Annotated in this window: 19 protein-coding genes; 15 read left to right on the plus strand and 4 right to left on the minus strand. The window is 55.1% G+C overall.

Features of this window, described 5'->3' with window-relative positions; all coding sequences use genetic code 11:
- Positions 1 to 13: 13 nt before the first annotated feature.
- Genes MKX42_RS09780 through pseI form a run of 5 tightly spaced genes read left to right on the plus strand, consistent with a single transcriptional unit; the run spans position 14 to position 4,416 of the window.
- Positions 14 to 931: an aldo/keto reductase gene (locus MKX42_RS09780; protein ID WP_340752321.1), complete on the plus strand. Its 918-nt coding sequence runs from the start codon at positions 14 to 16 to the stop codon at positions 929 to 931.
- 4 nt (positions 932 to 935) lie between these two features.
- Complete coding sequence (locus MKX42_RS09785; protein ID WP_340752322.1) at positions 936 to 1,730, plus strand: SDR family oxidoreductase; 795 nt, start codon at positions 936 to 938, stop codon at positions 1,728 to 1,730.
- A 17-nt stretch (positions 1,731 to 1,747) separates the two neighbouring features.
- Positions 1,748 to 2,842, plus strand: a complete 1,095-nt coding sequence (gene pseG, locus MKX42_RS09790; RefSeq protein WP_340752323.1) for a UDP-2,4-diacetamido-2,4,6-trideoxy-beta-L-altropyranose hydrolase — start codon at positions 1,748 to 1,750, stop codon at positions 2,840 to 2,842.
- Positions 2,814 to 3,386, plus strand: a complete 573-nt coding sequence (pseH, locus tag MKX42_RS09795) for a UDP-4-amino-4,6-dideoxy-N-acetyl-beta-L-altrosamine N-acetyltransferase (protein WP_340752324.1) — start codon at positions 2,814 to 2,816, stop codon at positions 3,384 to 3,386. Before pseG ends, pseH begins: the two co-directional genes overlap by 29 nt.
- A complete protein-coding gene (pseI, locus tag MKX42_RS09800) occupies positions 3,364 to 4,416 on the plus strand; it encodes a pseudaminic acid synthase (RefSeq protein ID WP_340752325.1) in 1,053 nt (350 codons plus the stop codon). Before pseH ends, pseI begins: the two co-directional genes overlap by 23 nt.
- 553 nt (positions 4,417 to 4,969) lie before the next feature.
- On the opposite strand, the gene MKX42_RS09805 is transcribed toward pseI, so the two are convergent.
- The gene (locus tag MKX42_RS09805; protein WP_340752326.1) at positions 4,970 to 5,224 is read right to left on the minus strand and encodes a hypothetical protein; all 255 of its coding nucleotides are present in this window, start codon (positions 5,222 to 5,224) and stop codon (positions 4,970 to 4,972) included.
- A gap of 276 nt (positions 5,225 to 5,500) precedes the next feature.
- Between MKX42_RS09805 and ileS the strand changes: the two genes are divergently transcribed.
- Together ileS and MKX42_RS09815 are read left to right on the plus strand one after the other, a co-directional pair.
- Entirely contained in the window at positions 5,501 to 8,593 is a 3,093-nt protein-coding gene (ileS, locus tag MKX42_RS09810) for an isoleucine--tRNA ligase (protein ID WP_340752327.1), read from the plus strand.
- 405 nt (positions 8,594 to 8,998) lie between these two features.
- Positions 8,999 to 9,334: a DUF5665 domain-containing protein gene (locus MKX42_RS09815; protein ID WP_036690337.1), complete on the plus strand. Its 336-nt coding sequence runs from the start codon at positions 8,999 to 9,001 to the stop codon at positions 9,332 to 9,334.
- A 45-nt stretch (positions 9,335 to 9,379) separates the two neighbouring features.
- On the opposite strand, the gene MKX42_RS09820 is transcribed toward MKX42_RS09815, so the two are convergent.
- The gene (locus tag MKX42_RS09820) at positions 9,380 to 10,117 is read right to left on the minus strand and encodes a TraR/DksA C4-type zinc finger protein (protein ID WP_340752328.1); all 738 of its coding nucleotides are present in this window, start codon (positions 10,115 to 10,117) and stop codon (positions 9,380 to 9,382) included.
- Between the two features lie 256 nt (positions 10,118 to 10,373).
- Between MKX42_RS09820 and lspA the strand changes: the two genes are divergently transcribed.
- The 3 genes from lspA to MKX42_RS09835 all read left to right on the plus strand — a co-directional run bounded on the left by lspA (position 10,374) and on the right by MKX42_RS09835 (position 13,252).
- Positions 10,374 to 10,877, plus strand: coding sequence for a signal peptidase II (gene lspA / locus MKX42_RS09825; protein WP_036690157.1), 504 nt, complete (start codon positions 10,374 to 10,376; stop codon positions 10,875 to 10,877).
- Positions 10,870 to 11,844, plus strand: a complete 975-nt coding sequence (locus MKX42_RS09830; RefSeq protein ID WP_340752329.1) for an RluA family pseudouridine synthase — start codon at positions 10,870 to 10,872, stop codon at positions 11,842 to 11,844. The genes lspA and MKX42_RS09830 overlap by 8 nt, the downstream gene beginning before the upstream one ends.
- Before the next feature lie 154 nt (positions 11,845 to 11,998).
- The gene (locus MKX42_RS09835; protein ID WP_340752330.1) at positions 11,999 to 13,252 is read left to right on the plus strand and encodes an LL-diaminopimelate aminotransferase; all 1,254 of its coding nucleotides are present in this window, start codon (positions 11,999 to 12,001) and stop codon (positions 13,250 to 13,252) included.
- A gap of 207 nt (positions 13,253 to 13,459) precedes the next feature.
- Here the strand turns inward: MKX42_RS09835 and MKX42_RS09840 are convergent, their stop codons facing one another.
- A complete protein-coding gene (locus MKX42_RS09840) occupies positions 13,460 to 13,843 on the minus strand; it encodes a GNAT family N-acetyltransferase (RefSeq protein ID WP_340752331.1) in 384 nt (127 codons plus the stop codon).
- A complete protein-coding gene (locus MKX42_RS09845) occupies positions 13,798 to 14,019 on the minus strand; it encodes a hypothetical protein (RefSeq protein ID WP_340752332.1) in 222 nt (73 codons plus the stop codon). The genes MKX42_RS09840 and MKX42_RS09845 overlap by 46 nt, the downstream gene beginning before the upstream one ends.
- A gap of 171 nt (positions 14,020 to 14,190) precedes the next feature.
- Here MKX42_RS09845 and MKX42_RS09850 point away from each other — a divergent pair, with 171 nt between their 5' ends.
- The 5 genes from MKX42_RS09850 to carA all read left to right on the plus strand — a co-directional run bounded on the left by MKX42_RS09850 (position 14,191) and on the right by carA (position 19,194).
- Positions 14,191 to 14,427, plus strand: coding sequence for a hypothetical protein (locus tag MKX42_RS09850; protein WP_340752333.1), 237 nt, complete (start codon positions 14,191 to 14,193; stop codon positions 14,425 to 14,427).
- 603 nt (positions 14,428 to 15,030) lie between these two features.
- Entirely contained in the window at positions 15,031 to 15,612 is a 582-nt protein-coding gene (gene pyrR, locus MKX42_RS09855) for a bifunctional pyr operon transcriptional regulator/uracil phosphoribosyltransferase PyrR (RefSeq protein ID WP_340752334.1), read from the plus strand.
- Positions 15,613 to 15,614: 2 nt separating this feature from the next.
- Complete coding sequence (locus MKX42_RS09860; protein WP_340752335.1) at positions 15,615 to 16,523, plus strand: aspartate carbamoyltransferase catalytic subunit; 909 nt, start codon at positions 15,615 to 15,617, stop codon at positions 16,521 to 16,523.
- A gap of 130 nt (positions 16,524 to 16,653) precedes the next feature.
- Complete coding sequence (locus MKX42_RS09865) at positions 16,654 to 17,928, plus strand: dihydroorotase (protein ID WP_445669307.1); 1,275 nt, start codon at positions 16,654 to 16,656, stop codon at positions 17,926 to 17,928.
- An 84-nt stretch (positions 17,929 to 18,012) separates the two neighbouring features.
- Complete coding sequence (carA, locus tag MKX42_RS09870) at positions 18,013 to 19,194, plus strand: glutamine-hydrolyzing carbamoyl-phosphate synthase small subunit (RefSeq protein WP_340752336.1); 1,182 nt, start codon at positions 18,013 to 18,015, stop codon at positions 19,192 to 19,194.

A 19,194-nucleotide genomic window follows, 5' to 3' on the forward strand; every position in this document is an offset into this window, starting at 1 on the left:
AGCGAGGCATCAAATGATGATAAATAAAGCGAGCCTTGTGCTGGGTACAGCCCAGTTGGGCGGAAATTACGGGATTGCGAATGCAACTGCGAACCCCTCTGTGCAACAGAGGAACGAGCTGCTCCAATATGCTCTCTCCTCGGGAATCGGTTATTTGGATACCGCACCGGGATACGGGGACAGCGAGTCTATCATCGGAGATTGTCTGGAAGGTGCAGATCCGCAGAGCCGGCCGCAGATTGTGACGAAGCTCCCTTCCGTCCAGCGGTTAGGGCTGCACACGGAGGACGCGCGGAGGAGGTTCGTCACCTCTTCCGTGCATGCTTCCCTGAACCGGCTGAAGTGTTCTGTGCTGGATGTCTGTCTCTTGCATGATCCGCTCGACATGACTTACCAGGGCGGCGAAATTCTGCGGGTGCTGCAGGAACTGAAGCGGCAGCACACGATCCGCAGAATCGGTGTATCTGTGTATGATGCGGAGGATATTGCGAATTTTATGACCGTGGAGGAGCTGGACAGCATTCAAATTCCGCTGAATGTCCTGGACCAGAGATGGCTCGCGAATGGAATGCTGGAGCGGCTCGCCCGGAAGGGAACCGAAATCTTCGTCCGCAGTGTCTATCTGCAAGGTCTGCTGCTGATGGCACCGGAGCAGCTTCCGGCGGGGCTGAAGCAAGCGGAGCAGCCGTTGTTACAAATAATCAGTTACAGCAAGGAAACCGGGATACCGGTTAAAGAACTGTGCTTCCTCTATGTGAGGGATCTTCCGGGGATATCCGGGCTGGTGATTGGTTGCGAGACGGTGGAGCAGGTACAGGAGAACCTGCGGATGATGGCATTGCCCCCTCTAAGCCGGGCGGTGAGACAGACGCTTGGTGAATCCTTTACGGATATTCCTGTAGAGATCATTGACCCCAGGAGGTGGAAGTAACCGGATGCGAACTCTTCAAGAATTATTTAATCTGCAAGGCAAGGCAGCAGTTGTGACCGGAGGAGCTGGTTATCTGGGCACAGCTATAGCGGAGGGGCTGGCTGAGGCTGGCGCGGCAGTCTATCTGGTAAGCTCGAGTGGTCAGCGCTGCAAGGAGACCGCTGAGGCGATCGCCCGCACCACCGGAGCAGCCTGCTTCGGCAAGACAATGGATATCCGGCAGGAAGCATCAGTCAGAGCATGTATTCAGAGCATTGCCGAAGCGGCCGGAAGCATCGATATCCTGGTGAATAATGCCGCATTCAGCTCAGCCGCCAAGCTGGCGGTCATGAGTGAAGAGCAGTGGCTGGCCGGTCTGGACGGGACGATCAATGGAACCTTCAGATGTGTCAAGGCCGTCCTGCCCTATATGCTTGAACAAAAGAGAGGCTCCATCATTAACGTCTCCTCGATGTACGGGCTGGTCTCGCCTAACCCGGAGGTCTACGGAGACAGCGGGATGGATAATCCCGCCAATTACGGGGCTGGTAAAGCGGCGATAGGCCAGTTTACCCGTTACATTGCCTGCCACTTCGGGCAACACGGAATCAGAGCGAATACGGTATCGCCCGGGCCTTTTCCTAATGCAGCGGTTCAAGCTGATCCCCAGTTCATCCGGCAGCTGGAGAGGAAGAATCCGCTGGGCAGGATCGGCACTCCTGAGGATTTGAAGGGAGTGATGGTATTTCTGGCTTCCGCCGCCTCAAGCTATGTTACAGGTGAGAATATCTCTGTCGACGGAGGCTGGACCGCATGGTAAGCACAGCAGCTAATCCAATGAATATATGGATTCGGGCCGATTCCTCGTATTCTATGGGCACGGGCCATATCATGCGCTGCCTGACACTTGCAGGCGGGCTTGCCGCCAGAGGCGGGCAGATCACGTTCATTTGCCGCGAGCTGCCGGGGAATCTGGCCGGCTATATCAGGGGCCAGGGCTATGCGGTGGAGCTGCTGCCGCCGCCGGATGATCCGTCGTACGCCGCATTCTGGCTTCAGGTGGATTGGCGGACCGATGCCATGGAGACGGTGCAGCGGCTGGAGGGGGCTGCTCCTGCGGATTGCCTCATTATCGACCATTACGGGATTGATAAGCGGTGGGAGACATGGGTACAGGGGAAAGTGAAGAAGATCGTGGCCATCGACGATTTGGCGGACCGCCCGCATGAGTGTGATCTGCTGCTGGACCCCAATCCATCCGCTGCCTGGGACCGCTACCAGGGGTTGCTTCCTGCTTACTGCACGAAATTGACAGGCACCTGCTATACGCTGCTGCGGCCGGAATTCCGCGCGGCTAAGCTGGGGCTGGCTGAACGGGACGGAACCATAAGCCGGGTTCTGGTGTTTTTTGGCGGCACCGATCCTACAGGGGAGACTTTCAAAACCTTGCGGGCCCTGCAGAGTCCCGCTTTCGCTAACCTGCGGCTTGATGTCGTAGCAGGCGGAATGAACCGCCGCAAGGATGACATCGCAGCCTTATGCGACTCGATGCCGCAGGCCAGCTTCCATTGTCAGATTGATTACATGGCTGACTTGATGCAGAAGGCAGACCTCTCGATAGGCGCAGGCGGAAGTACGACCTGGGAACGCTGTTACCTAGGCCTCCCTTCGCTGTGCATTATTACGGCGGATAATCAGCGGGAGATCACAGCCTTGGTCCATACGCAGGGGGCTGCATTAAGCCTGGGGAAGAGTAATGCGGTGACCGCCCAAGCAATTGAGCAGGGGATTAAGGCTATGCTGGCTGACCCGGCGACGGTACGGGCCATGTCGGAGCAGGCACTCCGCCTGATGGGCGAGGATAAATGGGATGAGGTCATAGACAGAATTATAGGAGGCGACTATGGCAGACCTAAGGGACTACAGGCTTGAGAAGCTGAGCCAGGAGCATAGACGGCTAATATGGGAATGGCGCAATGCCGATCACATCCGGCCCTATATGAATCATGACGGGATCATTTCGCTTCAAGAACATCTTAGCTGGATGCATGCCATAGCGGAGGATACCAGCCGGGTGGTCCGAATCTGTTACTATCTGGACACACCGGTGGGCTTCGTGCAGTTCTCGCAGATCGACAGGGTCCACAAGACCTGTGAATGGGGCTTTTATATAGGGGACAAGAGCTGTCCCCCCGGCTCCGGTACCATGATGGGAATCTTGGCGCTGGGGCATATTTTCCAGGTAGAGCAGCTAAGTAAGGTATGCGCGCAAATCCTGGATTTCAATCAGCGGAGCTTGTCCTATCACCGCAAACTAGGCTTCGTAGAGGAAGGCAGGCTAGGCAGGCAACGGATCAGAAAACATCAGCCTGTGGATGTGGTCTTGATGGCCCTGTTCCGGGAGCAATGGGAGAAGCACAGGCTGCGGCTGACAGAGGAGGCAACGACAGGCCATGAAGGAAATCAGGATCGGTAACCGCACCATCGGCAGCGGGCATCCGCCTTTTGTCATCGCGGAGATGTCCGGTAATCATAATAAGTCCCTGGACCGTGCGCTCGAAATCGTTAAGGCCGCCGCCCGGGCTGGCGCACATGCGTTCAAAATCCAGACCTATACGCCGGACACCATGACGCTTAATCTGCAGAATAAGGATTTCATGATTGGGGAATCGAACGGACTATGGAAGGGAAAATCGCTGTATGAACTGTATGCTGAGGCATATACGCCCTGGGAATGGCATGAGCCTATCTTTGCTTCCTGCAGGGCACTCGGGATGATTCCGTTCAGCACCCCGTTCGATGAGTCCTCGCTCGAATTCCTGGAGACGCTCGGCGTTGATTGCTACAAGATCGCTTCCTTTGAAAATAATGATATTCCCTTATTGCGGAAGGTGGCCTCCAAAGGGAAGCCGATGATTATTTCCACCGGGATGGCCTCGCTCGGCGATATTGAACAGGCTGTCCGTACCATAACTGCGGCTGGCTGCCGGGAATTTATACTGCTCAAATGCACCAGCAGCTATCCGGCTTCGCCTGAGAATACCAACCTCAATACCATTCCGTATCTGCGTGATGTCTTTCGTGCTCAGGTGGGCCTGTCCGACCATACCCTTGGTGTAGGGGCAGCAGTAGCAAGCGTGGCGCTGGGCAGTACAGTGATTGAAAAGCACTTCACCCTCAATCGTGCGGAAGGCGGGGTGGATGCTGCATTCTCCCTGGAGCCGGCAGAATTCGCTTCCCTGGTCCGGGAGACAGATACGGCCTGGAGAGCACTCGGCGGCGTCTCCATCGGTCCGACTCCCGAAGAAGAGAAATCTCTGCAATTCAGACGGTCCATCTATACCTCCAAGGATATCAAGGCCGGAGACCTGCTTACTGCGGATAACATCAAAGTCATCCGCCCCGGTTACGGCCTTGCGCCCAAATATTATGATCTGCTTATCGGCAAACGCCTCAGAACCGATTTGCCCGCCGGAACCCCGCTGAGCTGGGACCTGCTGCTGTAATCCGCCTTGACAATTGGGGCGAAAACGTCTATAACTAGAACATATCTGTATCCATTGAATCTAAATTCGATGACGGGATAAGTAAGATAAGGTAACGTTCTCCAGAGAGTCGGTGCTTGCTGCGAGCCGATCGTTCACGCCTTACCCGAAGATCCTCCCCTAGAAGCTAAGCTGAAGCGTGTATACGTGCGTAGGCTCCGCCGTCTGCCGGACGTTATCCCGGACCCGCCAGGTTGTTTATTGCCTGCGGACTGAGATTGTACTGAATCCACACCCTTAGGATGTGCGTGCAGTGCAAATTAGGGTGGTATCGCGAGCGTCGTCTCGCCCCTTTGGGGGCGGGGCGGCGTTTATTTGTGTGGTGGGCATCCCCCTAAATCGACTTAGATCCCCCTAAATCCCCCTTACAAGGGGGACCCCAAGGGCTGGCCGCCCTCTGGACACCCGCAACAAGTGCTCCGTGGAAAGAGTGGCGTGGGCGGAAGGGAATGGACTCTGTTGGCGGAAGGACCGGCCCTTCTTAGGCTCCCCTATCGGGTACGCCTGCGGTGCCTTAACAGCGCCCCGGGCCCAGCCCGACCAGTGCTGCCCTCCGGGTTCGCGGGCCGGGTGGCCCAAGAATGAACGGCAAGCCCCCGTCCAAGTAGCTGCCCTCCGGGATCGCGGGCCGGGTGGCCCAAGAGTCAACGGCAAGCTCCCCGTCCAGTGCTGCCCTCCGGGTTCGCAGGCCGGGTGGCCCAAGAGCTAACGGCAAGCCCCCGTCCAGTGCTGCCCTCCGGGTTCGCGGGCCGGGTGGCCCAAGAGCCAACGGCAAGCCCCCCGGGCGGCAGCCCGGGGGTGCCCTAGTGTAGTTAAGGCCCCGCAGGCGTACCCGTCAGGGCAGCCTAAGAAGGGCCGAGGACCCCGTCGAAGTAATCCTTCCCGTCCACTGACCCTGCTCCTCGCGCGATGCATTTATTTCGGGCTTGGCGAAGGGAGGGTTTGGGAGGGATCGAAAAGCTTTAAAGTTTTAAAATCTTTTAAGAAGAAGAAGGCTCGGATGATATCCGATAAAGTTTAAGACTAAACGAAGGGATTGACCATCATGCATAAGGTAGATGTCAAAGAAAAAGCCCGGGCCAGAGATGTCCGGATCTTGAAAAAGTGGAGCGAGGAGGACACGTTCCGCCGCTCGATGGAGAACCGCGAGGGACGCCCGAACTATGTGTTCTATGAAGGGCCGCCGACGGCGAACGGAGTGCCGCATATCGGGCATGTGCTGGGCCGGGTCATCAAGGATTTTATCGGCCGCTACCAGACCATGAAGGGCTTCCGCGTCATCCGCAAAGCGGGCTGGGATACGCACGGCCTGCCGGTAGAGCTCGGGGTGCAGAAGAAACTCGGCATCTCCGGCAAGCAGGATATCGAAGAATACGGCGTCGAGAAGTTCATCAAGGAATGTAAGGAAAGTGTATTCGGCTATGAGAAGCAGTGGCGGGAATTCACAGAAGCGATCGGCTACTGGACGGATCTGGATCATCCGTATGTAACGCTGGACAATACGTATATCGAGAGCGTGTGGAACATCCTGGCTACGGTTCATGAGAAAGGCCTGATGTACCGGGGGCACCGCGTTAGCCCTTATTGTCCGAGCTGCCAGACGACCCTCAGCTCCCATGAAGTTGCCCAGGGGTATAAGACCGTTAAGGATCTGAGTGCCACCGCCAAGTTCAAGCTGGACGGCAGCGGCGACTATGTGCTCGCCTGGACGACTACGCCTTGGACGCTTCCGGCGCATATGGCGCTGGCGATGAATCCGGCTATGGAATATGTGCGTGCGCAGCAGGAAGACGGCGTGTATGTACTGGCGAAGAACCTGGTGGACGAAGTGCTGAAAGGCGAGTACACCATCCTGTCTACACACACTGGCGCTGACTTTATCGGCCAGAGCTATACGCCGCCGTTCGGTTATATCAAGGCGGAGAAGCATAATGTGATCGTCGGAGCCTCTTTTGTAACGGATTCAAGTGGTACCGGGATCGTACATATGGCTCCGGCACACGGGGAAGACGACTATAAGAGCTGCCGCGAGAATGGGATCAGCTTCGTCAATGTAGTGGATGCTTCCGGGAAATACACGGATGTAGTGAGTGATTTTGCCGGACGGTTCGTGAAGGACTGTGACCTGGATATCGTGAAGGTGCTGTCTGAACGCGGATTACTCTACCACAAAGAGAAGTATGAGCACAGCTATCCGTTCTGCTGGCGCTGCGACACTCCGCTGCTCTATTACGCAACAGACAGCTGGTTCATCCAGACGACAGCGATCAAGGATCAGCTGATTGCCAACAATAACAGTGTGGACTGGTACCCGGACCATGTGCGCGAAGGGCGCTTCGGCAAGTTCCTGGAGGAGCTGGTGGACTGGAATATCAGCCGCAACCGCTACTGGGGTACGCCGCTTAACGTATGGGTCTGCCAGGATACCGGCAAGGAATTCGCGCCGCACAGCATCGCCGAGCTGAGAGCGATGGCGATCGGCGAGGTCGCCGAGGATATCGAGCTGCATAAGCCGTACGTGGATAATATCCAGCTGCGCAGCCCGTTCAGCGAAGGCGGCATCATGGTCCGCACCCCGGAAGTGATCGACGTCTGGTTCGATAGCGGCTCGATGCCATTCGCCCAGAGTCATTACCCGTTCGAGAATCAAGACCGGTTCGAGGACCAGTATCCGGCGGATATGATCTGTGAAGGGATCGACCAGACGCGCGGCTGGTTCTACAGCCTGCTGGCTGTATCGACCCTGTTCACTGGCAAGGCGCCGTACAAAGCGGTTATCGCCCACGGCCATATTTTCGATGAGAACGGCCAGAAGATGTCCAAATCCAAAGGCAATGTCATCGACCCATGGGAAATCATGAACGAATACGGCACGGATGCCTTCCGCTGGGCCATTCTGTCTGACAGTGCGCCGTGGAACAACAAGCGCTTCTCGCGCGGTCTGGTCGGGGAGACGAAGTCCAAGGTAGTGGACACTCTGGTGAACACGCATGCTTTCCTTACGCTGTATGCCGGAATCGACGGCTATGATCCTGCGGATCACCCGTTCAAGGTGTCTGAGCATAAGCTCGACCGCTGGATGCTGTCCCGTCTGAACAGCCTGATCGTGCTGGTGGATAAAGGGCTGGCCGTGAATGACTTCGTGAACACCTCAAAGGCGATTGAGAACTTTGTGGATGAGCTGAGCAACTGGTACATCCGCCGTTCCCGTGACCGGTTCTGGGGCAGCGGGCTGGGCGAAGAGAAGCTGGATGCTTACCGTACCCTTACGCATGTTCTGCTGACCACAGCCAAGCTGATGGCTCCATTCACTCCGATGCTGTCCGAGGATATCTTCACGAACCTGGGCGGCGGGGAGAGTGTACATTTGGCAGACTATCCGGCAGCGGACGAGAACCTGATTGACCTGGCTCTGGAAAAAGATATGGAGTACGCCCGCGGCATCGTCGAGCTGGCCCGTAACGTCCGCAACGAGAGCGGCATCAAGAACCGGCAGCCGTTGTCCGAGCTGATTGCATCCACACCGGACAACTTCAACGTGGCGGATTATGAAGAGCTGATCAAAGAAGAGATCAACGTCAAAAATATCGTCATCGAGCACAGCGACAGCGGCTTCGTAGACTTCACCCTGAAGCTGAACCTGAAGGTGGCAGGCAAGAAATACGGCAAGAGCGTCGGCTTCCTGCAAGGCTTCCTCAAAGCGATGGACAGTGACGCTACCCGCAAAGCGGTACAAGAAGGCGTTATCGCCATTGTGTCACCGGACGGAGAAGAGCTGCAGATTACGTCCGAGGAGCTGCTGGTTGAGAAGCAGGCCAAACCAGGCTTTGCCTCCGCTTCCGGCTATGGACTGACTGTGGCCCTGAACACAGAAATCACGCCGGAGCTGGTACAGGAAGGCTGGGTACGCGAAGTCGTACGTGCGGTGCAGGATTACCGCAAACGTCTGGATCTGCCGATCGACAAGCGGATTGCCCTGACCCTGCATGTCGATGACGAGCTGAAGGCGGCGGTGACTGCATTCGAGCATGTGCTGCGTGAGAATGTACTGGTTACTACGGTGGATTTTGACGGAGATTATACCTATGAGACAGTGGATGCCGGCGGCAAGAGCATCGGTATTCATATCGGCGCTTAACTCCAGAGCGGCCGCGCATCTCCTGCATTACTTGTCCCTATATGGCACATACTAGCCGCAAAGGAAAAGTTTCCGCGGGTTAGAATGCAAATGACGAGCCCTGTGCTTGAAGAGAGAATTCTCTTCGACCGGGCTCGTTTGTTTTGCGGCGTATAGACAACCAGGAGGTGCAGGGGCATGGGTGGAAGGAACAACAGGAAGATTCCTGCAGAGCAGCCGAAGCAGCCGGAAGAGCCGGGCAGAATTTCGATCAGAACTACGGACAGGGGGAATAACAGGGTGGACGCGCCGCATGAGAAGCAGCCCTCGCATTCTGAAGCAGGCCAACCATCGGGCAAGACAGATCCGGGCACAGAATATCCTGAGAAAAGTCAGCCGGCCACTTCTTCCCAGCCTAAGCCTAAAGTGGCTGTCACAGCAGCCGTTGACCCGGCCGATCTTCCCCCGGAAGAGAAGCTGAACGCCCTGTACCGGATGACCACGAGTCTGGCCCAGCAGATGGAGAAGTCACGGATCTCGGAATATACCGAGCTCCTGTATTCCCCCTTTCGGCTGATCTGGCTGAACATCCTCTCCGGAGTAGCCAGGGGGCTGGGGATTGCGCTAGGATTCACTTTTTTTGCAGCGACGATTATTTATGTGCTTCAGGTGTTGGGTGCGCTCAATCTGCCGATTATCGGCGACTATATCGCGGACATTGTGCGGATTGTCCAGCATCAGCTGGAGCTGAAGACCTTCTGATTGCAGCTGAACCTGAAAGAACCCCACAATGGTGGGGCCTTGCGATTAGTAGGAAGTGGAACCTCCTTTTCGAGTCGGGTCCAGCAGGTAGTCGCCTTCCTCGTCATCCATGTAATGGCGGTAGCTGTTGCCCTTGATAATCATCAGATGATTGCCGGAAATGTCGGTGGCCACGAAATTCTCCCAGGGCTCCACGAAGCCCTCGGTTTCGTCCGCTTCGATCTCCATATCATTGTAGGAGCCGATGTTGCTGCCTTCAGCCATCGCAGGGGAATCCGAATTGCCCCAGCTCTCCACGATCTGCCAGGCATCCTCGCCACCCGAGCCGTTCTGGTCATCCCGCTCATCCAGACTGGTGCGGCCAAACGGCGGGGACAGCAGCTCCTCCTCGGCCGGACGGGTGAAAGGAGCGCTCTGGCGGGGAGCATGCTCTTTCGTGTAGCGGGTGGAGGGAAGGGCGGCCAGGCGTTCATAAGGAATCGGTTCGCCGCTGGCGATACAGATGCCGTAGGTTCCTTCGTCCATCGCCCGCAGGGCGGATTCAATATCGTCCAGTTCATGCTCATCGCGCTCCAGCAGGGAGATATCCATGGAACGGTTATACAGCTCTGTGGCGGCATCGCCGGGATGGTTGTCGATTTCGGACAGCTCTCCGGTGTTGTCGCGCATAGCCTCCTGTAGTCCATATTGTTCGCTGTTGCTCAACCTGTGCTTAATATCCTCCTGCTGCTGCAGGAGAGCAGTACGCAGCCCGGAGAGCTGCTGTGGTGTCAGATGGCTCATTGCTGTGAGCTCCTTTCGGTAGCTAATCGCTGAGACGGTACCTTCCTTTAAAAGGTCAGCAAAGCCGTTTCCGCTTGTACGGATAGCTTGGCCTCCGGGGCCCTTTTTTAGCGCTGGCAAATAGTGCCCTGCCTTAACCGGTTTACCTGGTCATGCAATAGACGGGTTCTTGAGGCCTGTGCTACAATATACAAGTCTTTATACAGTATTCGTACCGCGAAGCCGCGGGAAAAATAAGAACGGAGTGACAACTTCTGTGGTGTACTTTCTGATTGCGCTAATTGTATTTCTGATTGACCAGGGTACCAAATATCTGATTGCCACCCGGCTGGAGCTCGCAGAGCAAATACCGGTAATCAAGGATTTCTTCATTATTACGTCGCACCGCAATCGTGGAGCCGCCTTCGGAATTCTGGAGGGGCAGCAGTGGTTCTTCATTGTGATTACAGTAATCGTTGTATGCGGAATCGTCTGGTACCTGAACAAGGCCCGCAAGACCCGCAAGCTGCTGCCTACCGCGCTGGCGCTTGTCCTTGGCGGAGCAGTCGGCAACTTCCTGGACCGGATTCTTAACGGTGAGGTTGTGGATTTCCTCATGTTCAATTTCGGAAGCTATACGTTCCCGATCTTCAACGTGGCCGACTCCTGTATCGTGGTCGGGGTGGGTCTGATTATTCTGGACACGCTGCTGGAAGTGAAGGGCGAACAGGAAGTCACCGAGGTGAAGGAATCACAGGAAGTCAAAGAAGGGAATGAATGATTTGAACAAAGACGTCAAAGAGCTGGCGGATTCTGGCGCCCTCGAGGAAGAAAGAGACGTCACCGAATGGATCGTTGCCGAGGGCAATGCGCGGGAGCGGATTGATAAATACGTTACGGAGGCCATGGAAGACGAGATCTCGCGCTCCCAGGTTCAGCTATGGATCAGCAGCGGCCATGTCGTGGTCAACGGCGCGCCGGTCAAAGCCAACTACAAGCTGAATGAAGGCGATAAGGTAACCGTTACGGTGCCCGAACCCGAGGTTACGGACTTGATCGCACAGGATATTCCGATTGAAGTGGCTTATGAAGACAGCGATGTGATTGTAGTGAACAAGGTACGCGGCATGGTAGTGCATCCGGCAGTGGGACATCCCTCCGGCACCCTGGTCAATGCGCTGATGTATCATTGCAAGGACCTGTCCGGCATTAACGGCGAGATTCGTCCAGGCATTGTCCACCGGATTGACAAGGATACCTCCGGTCTGATTATGGCGGCCAAGAATGACGCCAGTCATGCTTCGCTGTCCGCCCAGCTTAAGGAGCACAGCGTGACCCGTCGCTATATTGCAGTAGTGCACGGCAATCTGTCCCATGACAAGGGAACCGTGGATGCTCCGATCGGCCGTGATCCGCATGACCGCAAGCTGTATACCGTAACCGAGAAGAACAGCAAACGCTCCGTAACGCATTTTACCGTGCTGGAGCGGTTTGGTGACTGTACACTGCTGGAGCTTCAGCTTGAGACAGGGCGCACACATCAGATCCGTGTTCACATGAAGTTCATCGGCCATCCGCTGGTGGGTGATCCGATCTACGGGCGCAGCAAGGGCACTACCATGAACGGACAAGCCCTGCATGCAGCAGTGCTCGGATTTGTACATCCTTCTACAGGCGAGTACAAGGAGTTCAGTGCGCCGATTCCGGCGGATATGGAAGAGCTTCTATTTACGCTGCGCAGCAGATAAGTACAAATCAATAGATTATAAATCCATGGTACACCGGCCGGATTTGCGTCATATTAAGAGCATAACAGAGTGAACTTAAGAATCCATCTTGCTCCATTCTTAAGTTCAGCTTATATAGATTCACAACATAGGCCCAGGAGATGAGTAGAAGATTATGAGTATTGAACAATATCAGACTACATTCATTCAGACGAATTTTGCAGACCGCATCGGCGGCGAAGGATACGGCAAGGACACCTCCATCTACAAATTTGAGAAAATCAAACGCGCCAAAGCCTCGGCGAAGCAGGATTTTCCGGACATTGAACTGATCGACATGGGCGTCGGTGAGCCGGACGAAATGGCAGATGAAGGCATTGTGGCAAGACTTGCGCTGGAAGCGGCCAAGGAAGAGAACCGCGGCTACTCCGATAACGGTATTCCTGAATTCAAGGCGGCTGCGGCTGTGTATCTTAAGGAAGCTTTTCAGGTGGACGGAATTGACCCTGTAACAGAAATCGTGCATTCCATCGGCTCGAAGCCTGCGCTGGCTATGCTGCCATCCGTATTCATTAATCCGGGCGATATCACGATCATGACCATTCCGGGCTATCCGGTGCTGGGCACCCATACCAAGTATCTGGGAGGACAAGTCTACTCTGTGGAGCTGAAGAAGGAGAACAACTTCCTGCCTGACCTGAACTCCATTCCTGAAGAGGTTGCCCGTAAGGCGAAGCTGCTCTACCTCAACTATCCAAACAACCCTACCGGTGCAAGTGCGACACCTGAATTCTTCAGCGAAGTCGTAGCCTGGGCCAAAAAATATGATGTAGTCGTCATCCATGACGCTCCTTATGCTGCATTGACGTATGACGGCGTGAAGCCGCTGAGCTTCCTGTCCGTACCTGGTGCCAAGGATGTCGGCGTAGAGCTGCACTCCCTGTCCAAGTCCTACAATATGACCGGCTGGAGAATCGGCTTCGTGGCCGGCAACCCGCTGATCGTGAAGGCGTTCAGTGATGTGAAGGACAACAATGATTCCGGCCAGTTCATCGCCATTCAAAAAGCTGCCGCTTACGGTCTCTCTCATCCTGAGATTACCGAAGCGATTGCCGCCAAATACTCCCGCCGCCACAACATGCTGGTGGATGCACTGAACAGCCTGGGCTTCAAGGCTGAGAAGCCGAAGGGCTCCTTCTTCCTCTATGTAGCCGCACCAAAAGGTGTTAAGGGCGGACGCCGCTTCGAATCCGGCGAGGATTTCTCACAGTTCCTGATCCGCGAGAAGCTCATCTCCACCGTGCCTTGGGATGATGCCGGCGCATTCGTGCGTTTCTCCGTGACCTTCGTCGCCAAGGGCGAAGAAGAGGAGAAGCGTGTTATCTCCGAAATCCAAAGACGTCTGAGTGACGTTGAATTTGAATTTTAAGCTTTGGTTTGAATGGAGCCGCTGCAGAACAATCTGCGGCGGCTTTTATTTTTCGCTGAAACGGTACCGTCCTTTACAAGGCTGGCGATACCAAAAACTGCAACAATTGGCCCAGCAGCACATGTGAGCGGAAGAAATCCTGCATAATGTGCAACATTAGAGCATCAGTAAAGCATCAGTAAAGCATCAGTGCAGCATCAGTGCAGCCTACCCTTTCCGGTAAGCAAGCCGATGGAAAGCATTAATGTACCGAAACAGCGCTTCACCGTCATCCGGCACATTCCCCGGTTCACCCAGCGGCAGCATCATGGCCTGATAAGGCTCCGGTACCATTCTATATTGATGCACATAGGAGGTCAGGACAAACCCGTTCCGCTCCCAGAAATGAATACGTTCCTTGTGCGACGCCGTAGCCCCCGATTCCGCTTCGATGATGATTCCCCGGATGCCATGTTCCTGCACAGCCCAAGCTTTGATCTGCTCCAGCATCCAGGTCCCCGTACCCTCCCCGCGCAAGGCTTTATCTACCGTCAGGTAATCGATAATCAGGATCTTGTCCGCAGCTTGTCCCACCACACCCGTAACAGCCATCGCAACAACCTCCCCCTGATGCCCCCCGCATGTAAGTAACCAATTCTCCGGTTCAGCATACTGCGCAGAATCCCCTTAGTCTTAGCCCCGCTCGGAAAAGCCTCATGATAGATCTGCTCCATCCGCCCCCACCACGCTTCATCCCATTCTTCTATAGTAATAAACTCCATGTTCATGATTGTATTCGCCTCCAGTTCCATTCCAGTTTTATCATAACAGAGCAGGGGTTGGAACGAAATCAGGGTAGAACGTCTGTGTAAAAAAATGGTATAATATAAGAACTGATAATCAGACTTTTTGGCTATTGGATTTCGTACGACATTATTTTTCCATTAGGAGAGAGAAGGATGAAAACAACACCCGCATATGCTGAAACCCATAAGAAAGCTGATATTGCTGAAGGCAGTACTGGTTATATTGATGAACAATTGCTGCCTCAGCAGCTGATCGAAGGCGGGGGGCCTTTTCGGCGAGTTGATCTCACCAGCCTTCCCGGACCAGTGAAATATATAGGATACATGATTGTCTACGGTATCCCCGTGTTGTTACTAAGTTTGATTGTGGCGGTTACTTTTTTTAAATGAGCTGGCATATTACCGCTGATGGGTGTCTTGGCCATTAGTGCAATTCCTGCATTCCTGCATTCCGCAGTTGTGTATTCCGCACGATCAGCGCAGCGCCATAGTGCTTCTTCACTTCTGCCCCCTCCCCAAGGGGGGATGACAAATCTCTTTCACCGTTTAGGTGGAAGCGGCGGAGGGGATTTTGGAACTGTAGGAGCGGCAGCGTTCGCCTTTGTCTCCGGATTTAATCCGCTAAGCGGTTTATTCAAATCAATCTGGAGACAACAGCGACCGAAAGTCCAAAATCACCGCAGCCGCGCCCTTCACCTAAACCGCCCTTCCTTCAACTTCCCAGAAAATTTGACATCCCCCCATCCATCTGTCATAATTCCCTATAGTTGAATAGCGCCTTTAATTCAGTCCCGTGAGGCTGGCAAGGTAACGTGAATCGAGGTTCGCGTCATGAAAGAAGGAATCCGTAGGAGTACGGAGGGCCTTTTTCTGCGCGCGGACACGCCATCTTTTTGAATCTGCGGATTTCACTCCTTGCCTGTTTTGGGCAAGGAGTTTTTAGTTTATCCGGGGAACTTGAACAGGCGATCAAGCAGGAGGATGGCAAAGAGGATGGTTACTGAAAAAAATGTCATTATGGACGAAACGGCGATTCGCCGGGCACTCTCACGCATTGCACATGAGATTTTGGAGAAAAACAAGGGTATCGAGAATTGCCTGCTGGTCGGCATCCGGACCCGGGGGATCTACCTGGCTCAACGGATCGCGGAGCGCATTAAGGAAATCGAGGGTGTGGACATCCCTTATGGGGAGCTGGACATTACCCATTACCGCGATGACCGCGAAGGCGGCGGGGGCAACCGGGAAGCGATGGACAAGGCGGTTGTGAACAGCAATCTGATCCTGCCTCCGGGTTCGAGCGGCACCCGGGACAAGAAAGTGATTCTGTTCGACGATGTACTGTACACCGGAAGAACGATCCGCGCGGCCATGGATGCGCTGATGGATTGCGGACGGCCCCGGATGATCCAGCTGGCTGTACTGGCTGACCGCGGCCACCGGGAGCTGCCGATCCGCCCCGACTATATCGGCAAGAACGTACCCACCTCCAGGCATGAGCAGATTGAAGTGTCCCTGAGCGAATACGACGGCAAGGACGAAGTGTACATTATTTCAAACCGGGAGGAACGATAACAATGATGACGGCAACTAAGGTGAAGGAACGCAGTCTGCTGGGGATGAAGGAGCTGGCGGAGTCGGAGATTAACCAGCTGTTAGACAGAACAGCCTACTGGGATCATCAGAGCGAGAAGCTCACGCCGGTGCTGAGAGCCCATTTTGTTGCCAATATGTTCTTCGAGAATAGTACAAGAACCCGCTTTTCCTTCGAAATGGCCGAGAAACGCCTGGGTGTGCAAGTGCTAAACTTCACGGCTGCGGCCTCCAGTGTCGAGAAGGGCGAGTCCATCTACGATACAGTGCGCACACTGGAGTCAATGGGTATCGATGCCGGAGTGGTTCGGCTGAAGCCAGCTGGGGTACTGCAGCAGCTTGCCGAGAAGGTAGGCATTCCACTCATCAATGCAGGGGACGGCAACAACGAGCATCCGACCCAGGCGCTGCTGGACCTGTACACGATGCGCAAGCATTTTGGCGGACTGAAGGGCCTGAAGGTCTCGATTATCGGGGATATTATGCACAGCCGGGTAGCACGGTCCAACCTCTGGGCACTCACCAAAATGGGGGCAAGCGTGCAGTTCTGCGCCCCGGCGAATATGCAGGCTCCTGAGCTTGCGGCCTACGCTCCATATGTATCTATGGAAGAAGCGCTGAAGGCGGATGTGGTCATGATGCTGAGAGTGCAGCTGGAGCGGCATGCTTCGGGCATTATTTTATCAGCTGAGCAGTACCGGGAGCACTTCGGTTTGACCGAGGAACGGGCGTCGAGGCTGGACCCGGCAACGATCATCATGCACCCGGCGCCGGTGAACCGCAATGTGGAGATCGACGATGCAGTGGTGGAGAGCAGCCAGTCCCGGATTTTCCCGCAGATGGCGAACGGAGTGCCGGTACGGATGGCTGTTATGGAGCGGGCGCTGCAATAGCGCAGCAGAACGCCAACCGAAAAAACCTCACATAAGAGCATTAATAAATATACACAAAGGTGAATTTTTATTATATAATAACTACAGAGCTTACGGCTGCGGCCGGAAGGCACAAAGGAGAATCCTAACCGTGATCATCAAAAATGCCAGTGTACTGAACGAAGAAGGCGTGCTGGAGCGCAAGCATATTGTTGTGCAGGACGGTATTATCTCGAAGATTCAGGATGCCGCCGAGGCGGTAGAGGAAGCCGGGGAGACCGTTGAAGCGGAAGGCAAGCTGCTGATTCCGGGACTGATTGATATGCACGTACATCTGCGCGAACCGGGGTTCGAGCATAAGGAAACGATTGAGACCGGCGCACGTTCGGCAGCCAAAGGCGGATTCACAACGATTGCCTGCATGCCGAATACACGCCCGGTAACAGACAGTGCAGAGATCGTACAGCTCGTGAAGGATAAGGCGCGCGAAGCGGGACTAGTTAAGGTGCTGCCTTATGCGGCCATTACCAAGAATGAGCTGGGACGCGAGCTGACGGATTTTGCGGCACTGAAGGAAGCGGGAGCGATCGGCTTCACCGATGACGGTGTAGGCGTACAGAGCGCGCAGATGATGAAGGATGCGATGAAGCTGGCGAAGGGACTGGATATGCCGGTCATTGCCCACTGTGAGGATAACTCGCTGGTGGAAGGAGCGCCTGTAGCCGAAGGCACTTTTGCCGACAAGCATGGTCTGAAGGGAATTCCGAACGAATCGGAAGCCATTCATGTAGGCCGTGACATTCTGCTGTCTGAAGCAACGGGCGTCCACTATCATGTGTGCCATGTCAGCACCGAGCAGTCGGTCCGGCTGATCCGCCAGGCGAAGCAAATCGGCATTAAGGTGACCGCCGAGGTGTGTCCGCATCATCTGCTGCTCTCGGAGGAGGATATTCCCGGCATGGACGCCAATTGGAAAATGAACCCGCCGCTGCGCTCGCGCCGCGACGTCGAAGCCTGCATCGAAGGGCTGCTGGACGGCACGCTGGATATCATCGTGACCGACCATGCCCCGCACAGCGAGGAAGAGAAAGCCAAGGGCATGCAGCTTGCACCGTTTGGCATCGTCGGCTTTGAGACGGCCTTCCCGCTGCTGTATACCGCTTTTGTGGCCACAGGCAAATGGGATCTGTCCCTGCTGGTGCAGCGGATGACCGCTGATCCGGCCCGGGTGTTCAGACTGAATACAGGCAGCCTTACAGTAGGGGCGCCTGCCGATCTGACCCTGATTGACTTGAATGAAGAGAAAGCAGTAGATCCTGCTACGTTTGCTAGCAAGGGGCGCAATACACCTTTTACCGGATGGAAGCTTAAGGGCTGGCCGGTAAAGACCTGGGTAGACGGCAGAGCCGTATGGAGTGAGGCTTAACAGAAGTAAGCAGTAGCCCATGCAGCCCGGCTGCATGGCTGTGACATAAGAATCAGACTACAGAAACAAGAAGGAGTGGAAGGCATGCAGGCGAGATTGCTGCTTCAGGACGGAACACTGTTTACAGGCACCGCATTTGGCGCGGAAGGCGAGAAGACGGGCGAGGTTGTTTTTAACACAGGAATTACAGGCTATCAGGAGGTACTATCGGACCCTTCATACTGCGGCCAGATCGTCACCATGACGTATCCGCTGATCGGGAATTACGGCATTACCCGTGATGACTTCGAGTCCGTGCGCCCTTTTGTACACGGCTTTGTTGTGCGGCGCCACGAATCCGTACCCAGCAACTGGCGTGCTGAATACAGTGTAGACGATCTGCTGAAGGAATATGATATTCCCGGCATCAGCGAGATTGATACCCGTATGCTTACCCGCATTATCCGCCACTACGGCACCATGAAGGCGATCCTTACTACTTCTAACAAGCGTGTGGAAGAATTGATGGAGATGATGGGTGACACGACCATTGAAGAGCTGCGCAATCAGGTTGCACGTACCTCAACTACAGCAGCCTACAGCAGCCCGGGCACCAAAGAACGCATCGTGCTGGTCGATTACGGTGCGAAGACCGGTATTCTGCGCGAGCTGAACAACCGCGGCTGTGATGTGGTGGTTGTCCCTCATGATGTCACCGCAGACGAGATCCGCCGCCTGAACCCTGACGGGATTCAGCTCTCGAATGGCCCTGGAGACCCTAAGGATGTGCCTTATGCGGTACAGACGATCTCCGAGCTGCTCGGCGAATACCCGATTTTCGGCATTTGCCTGGGACACCAGCTGTTCGCCCTGGCCTGCGGCGCCGACACCGAGAAGCTCAAGTTCGGCCATCGCGGCGGAAACCATCCGGTGAAAGAGCTGGAGAGCGGACGCTGCTTCATCACCTCACAGAACCATGGATACACCGTGAATGAGGAATCCATTGCCAGTACAGACCTGGAAGTTACCCATATCAATAACAATGACAAGACCGTTGAAGGACTGAAGCATACCCGCTACCCCGCTTTTTCGGTGCAGTACCATCCGGAAGCGGCGCCGGGACCGCATGACAGCAGTTATCTGTTCGACCGCTTCCTGCAGCTGATCGCAGACCACAAGGCACAGCGGCCGGCCGGATCGCGTCAGGCGCAGCTTGCAGCGAATGCCAGAATCACGGCACCGAAATCATCCGCACCCCAGCTTGAAGCCGTGAAAGGAGCTCTATAA

It is taken from the genome of Paenibacillus sp. FSL R7-0204 (genome assembly GCF_038002225.1).
Taxonomy (GTDB): domain Bacteria; phylum Bacillota; class Bacilli; order Paenibacillales; family Paenibacillaceae; genus Paenibacillus_AQ.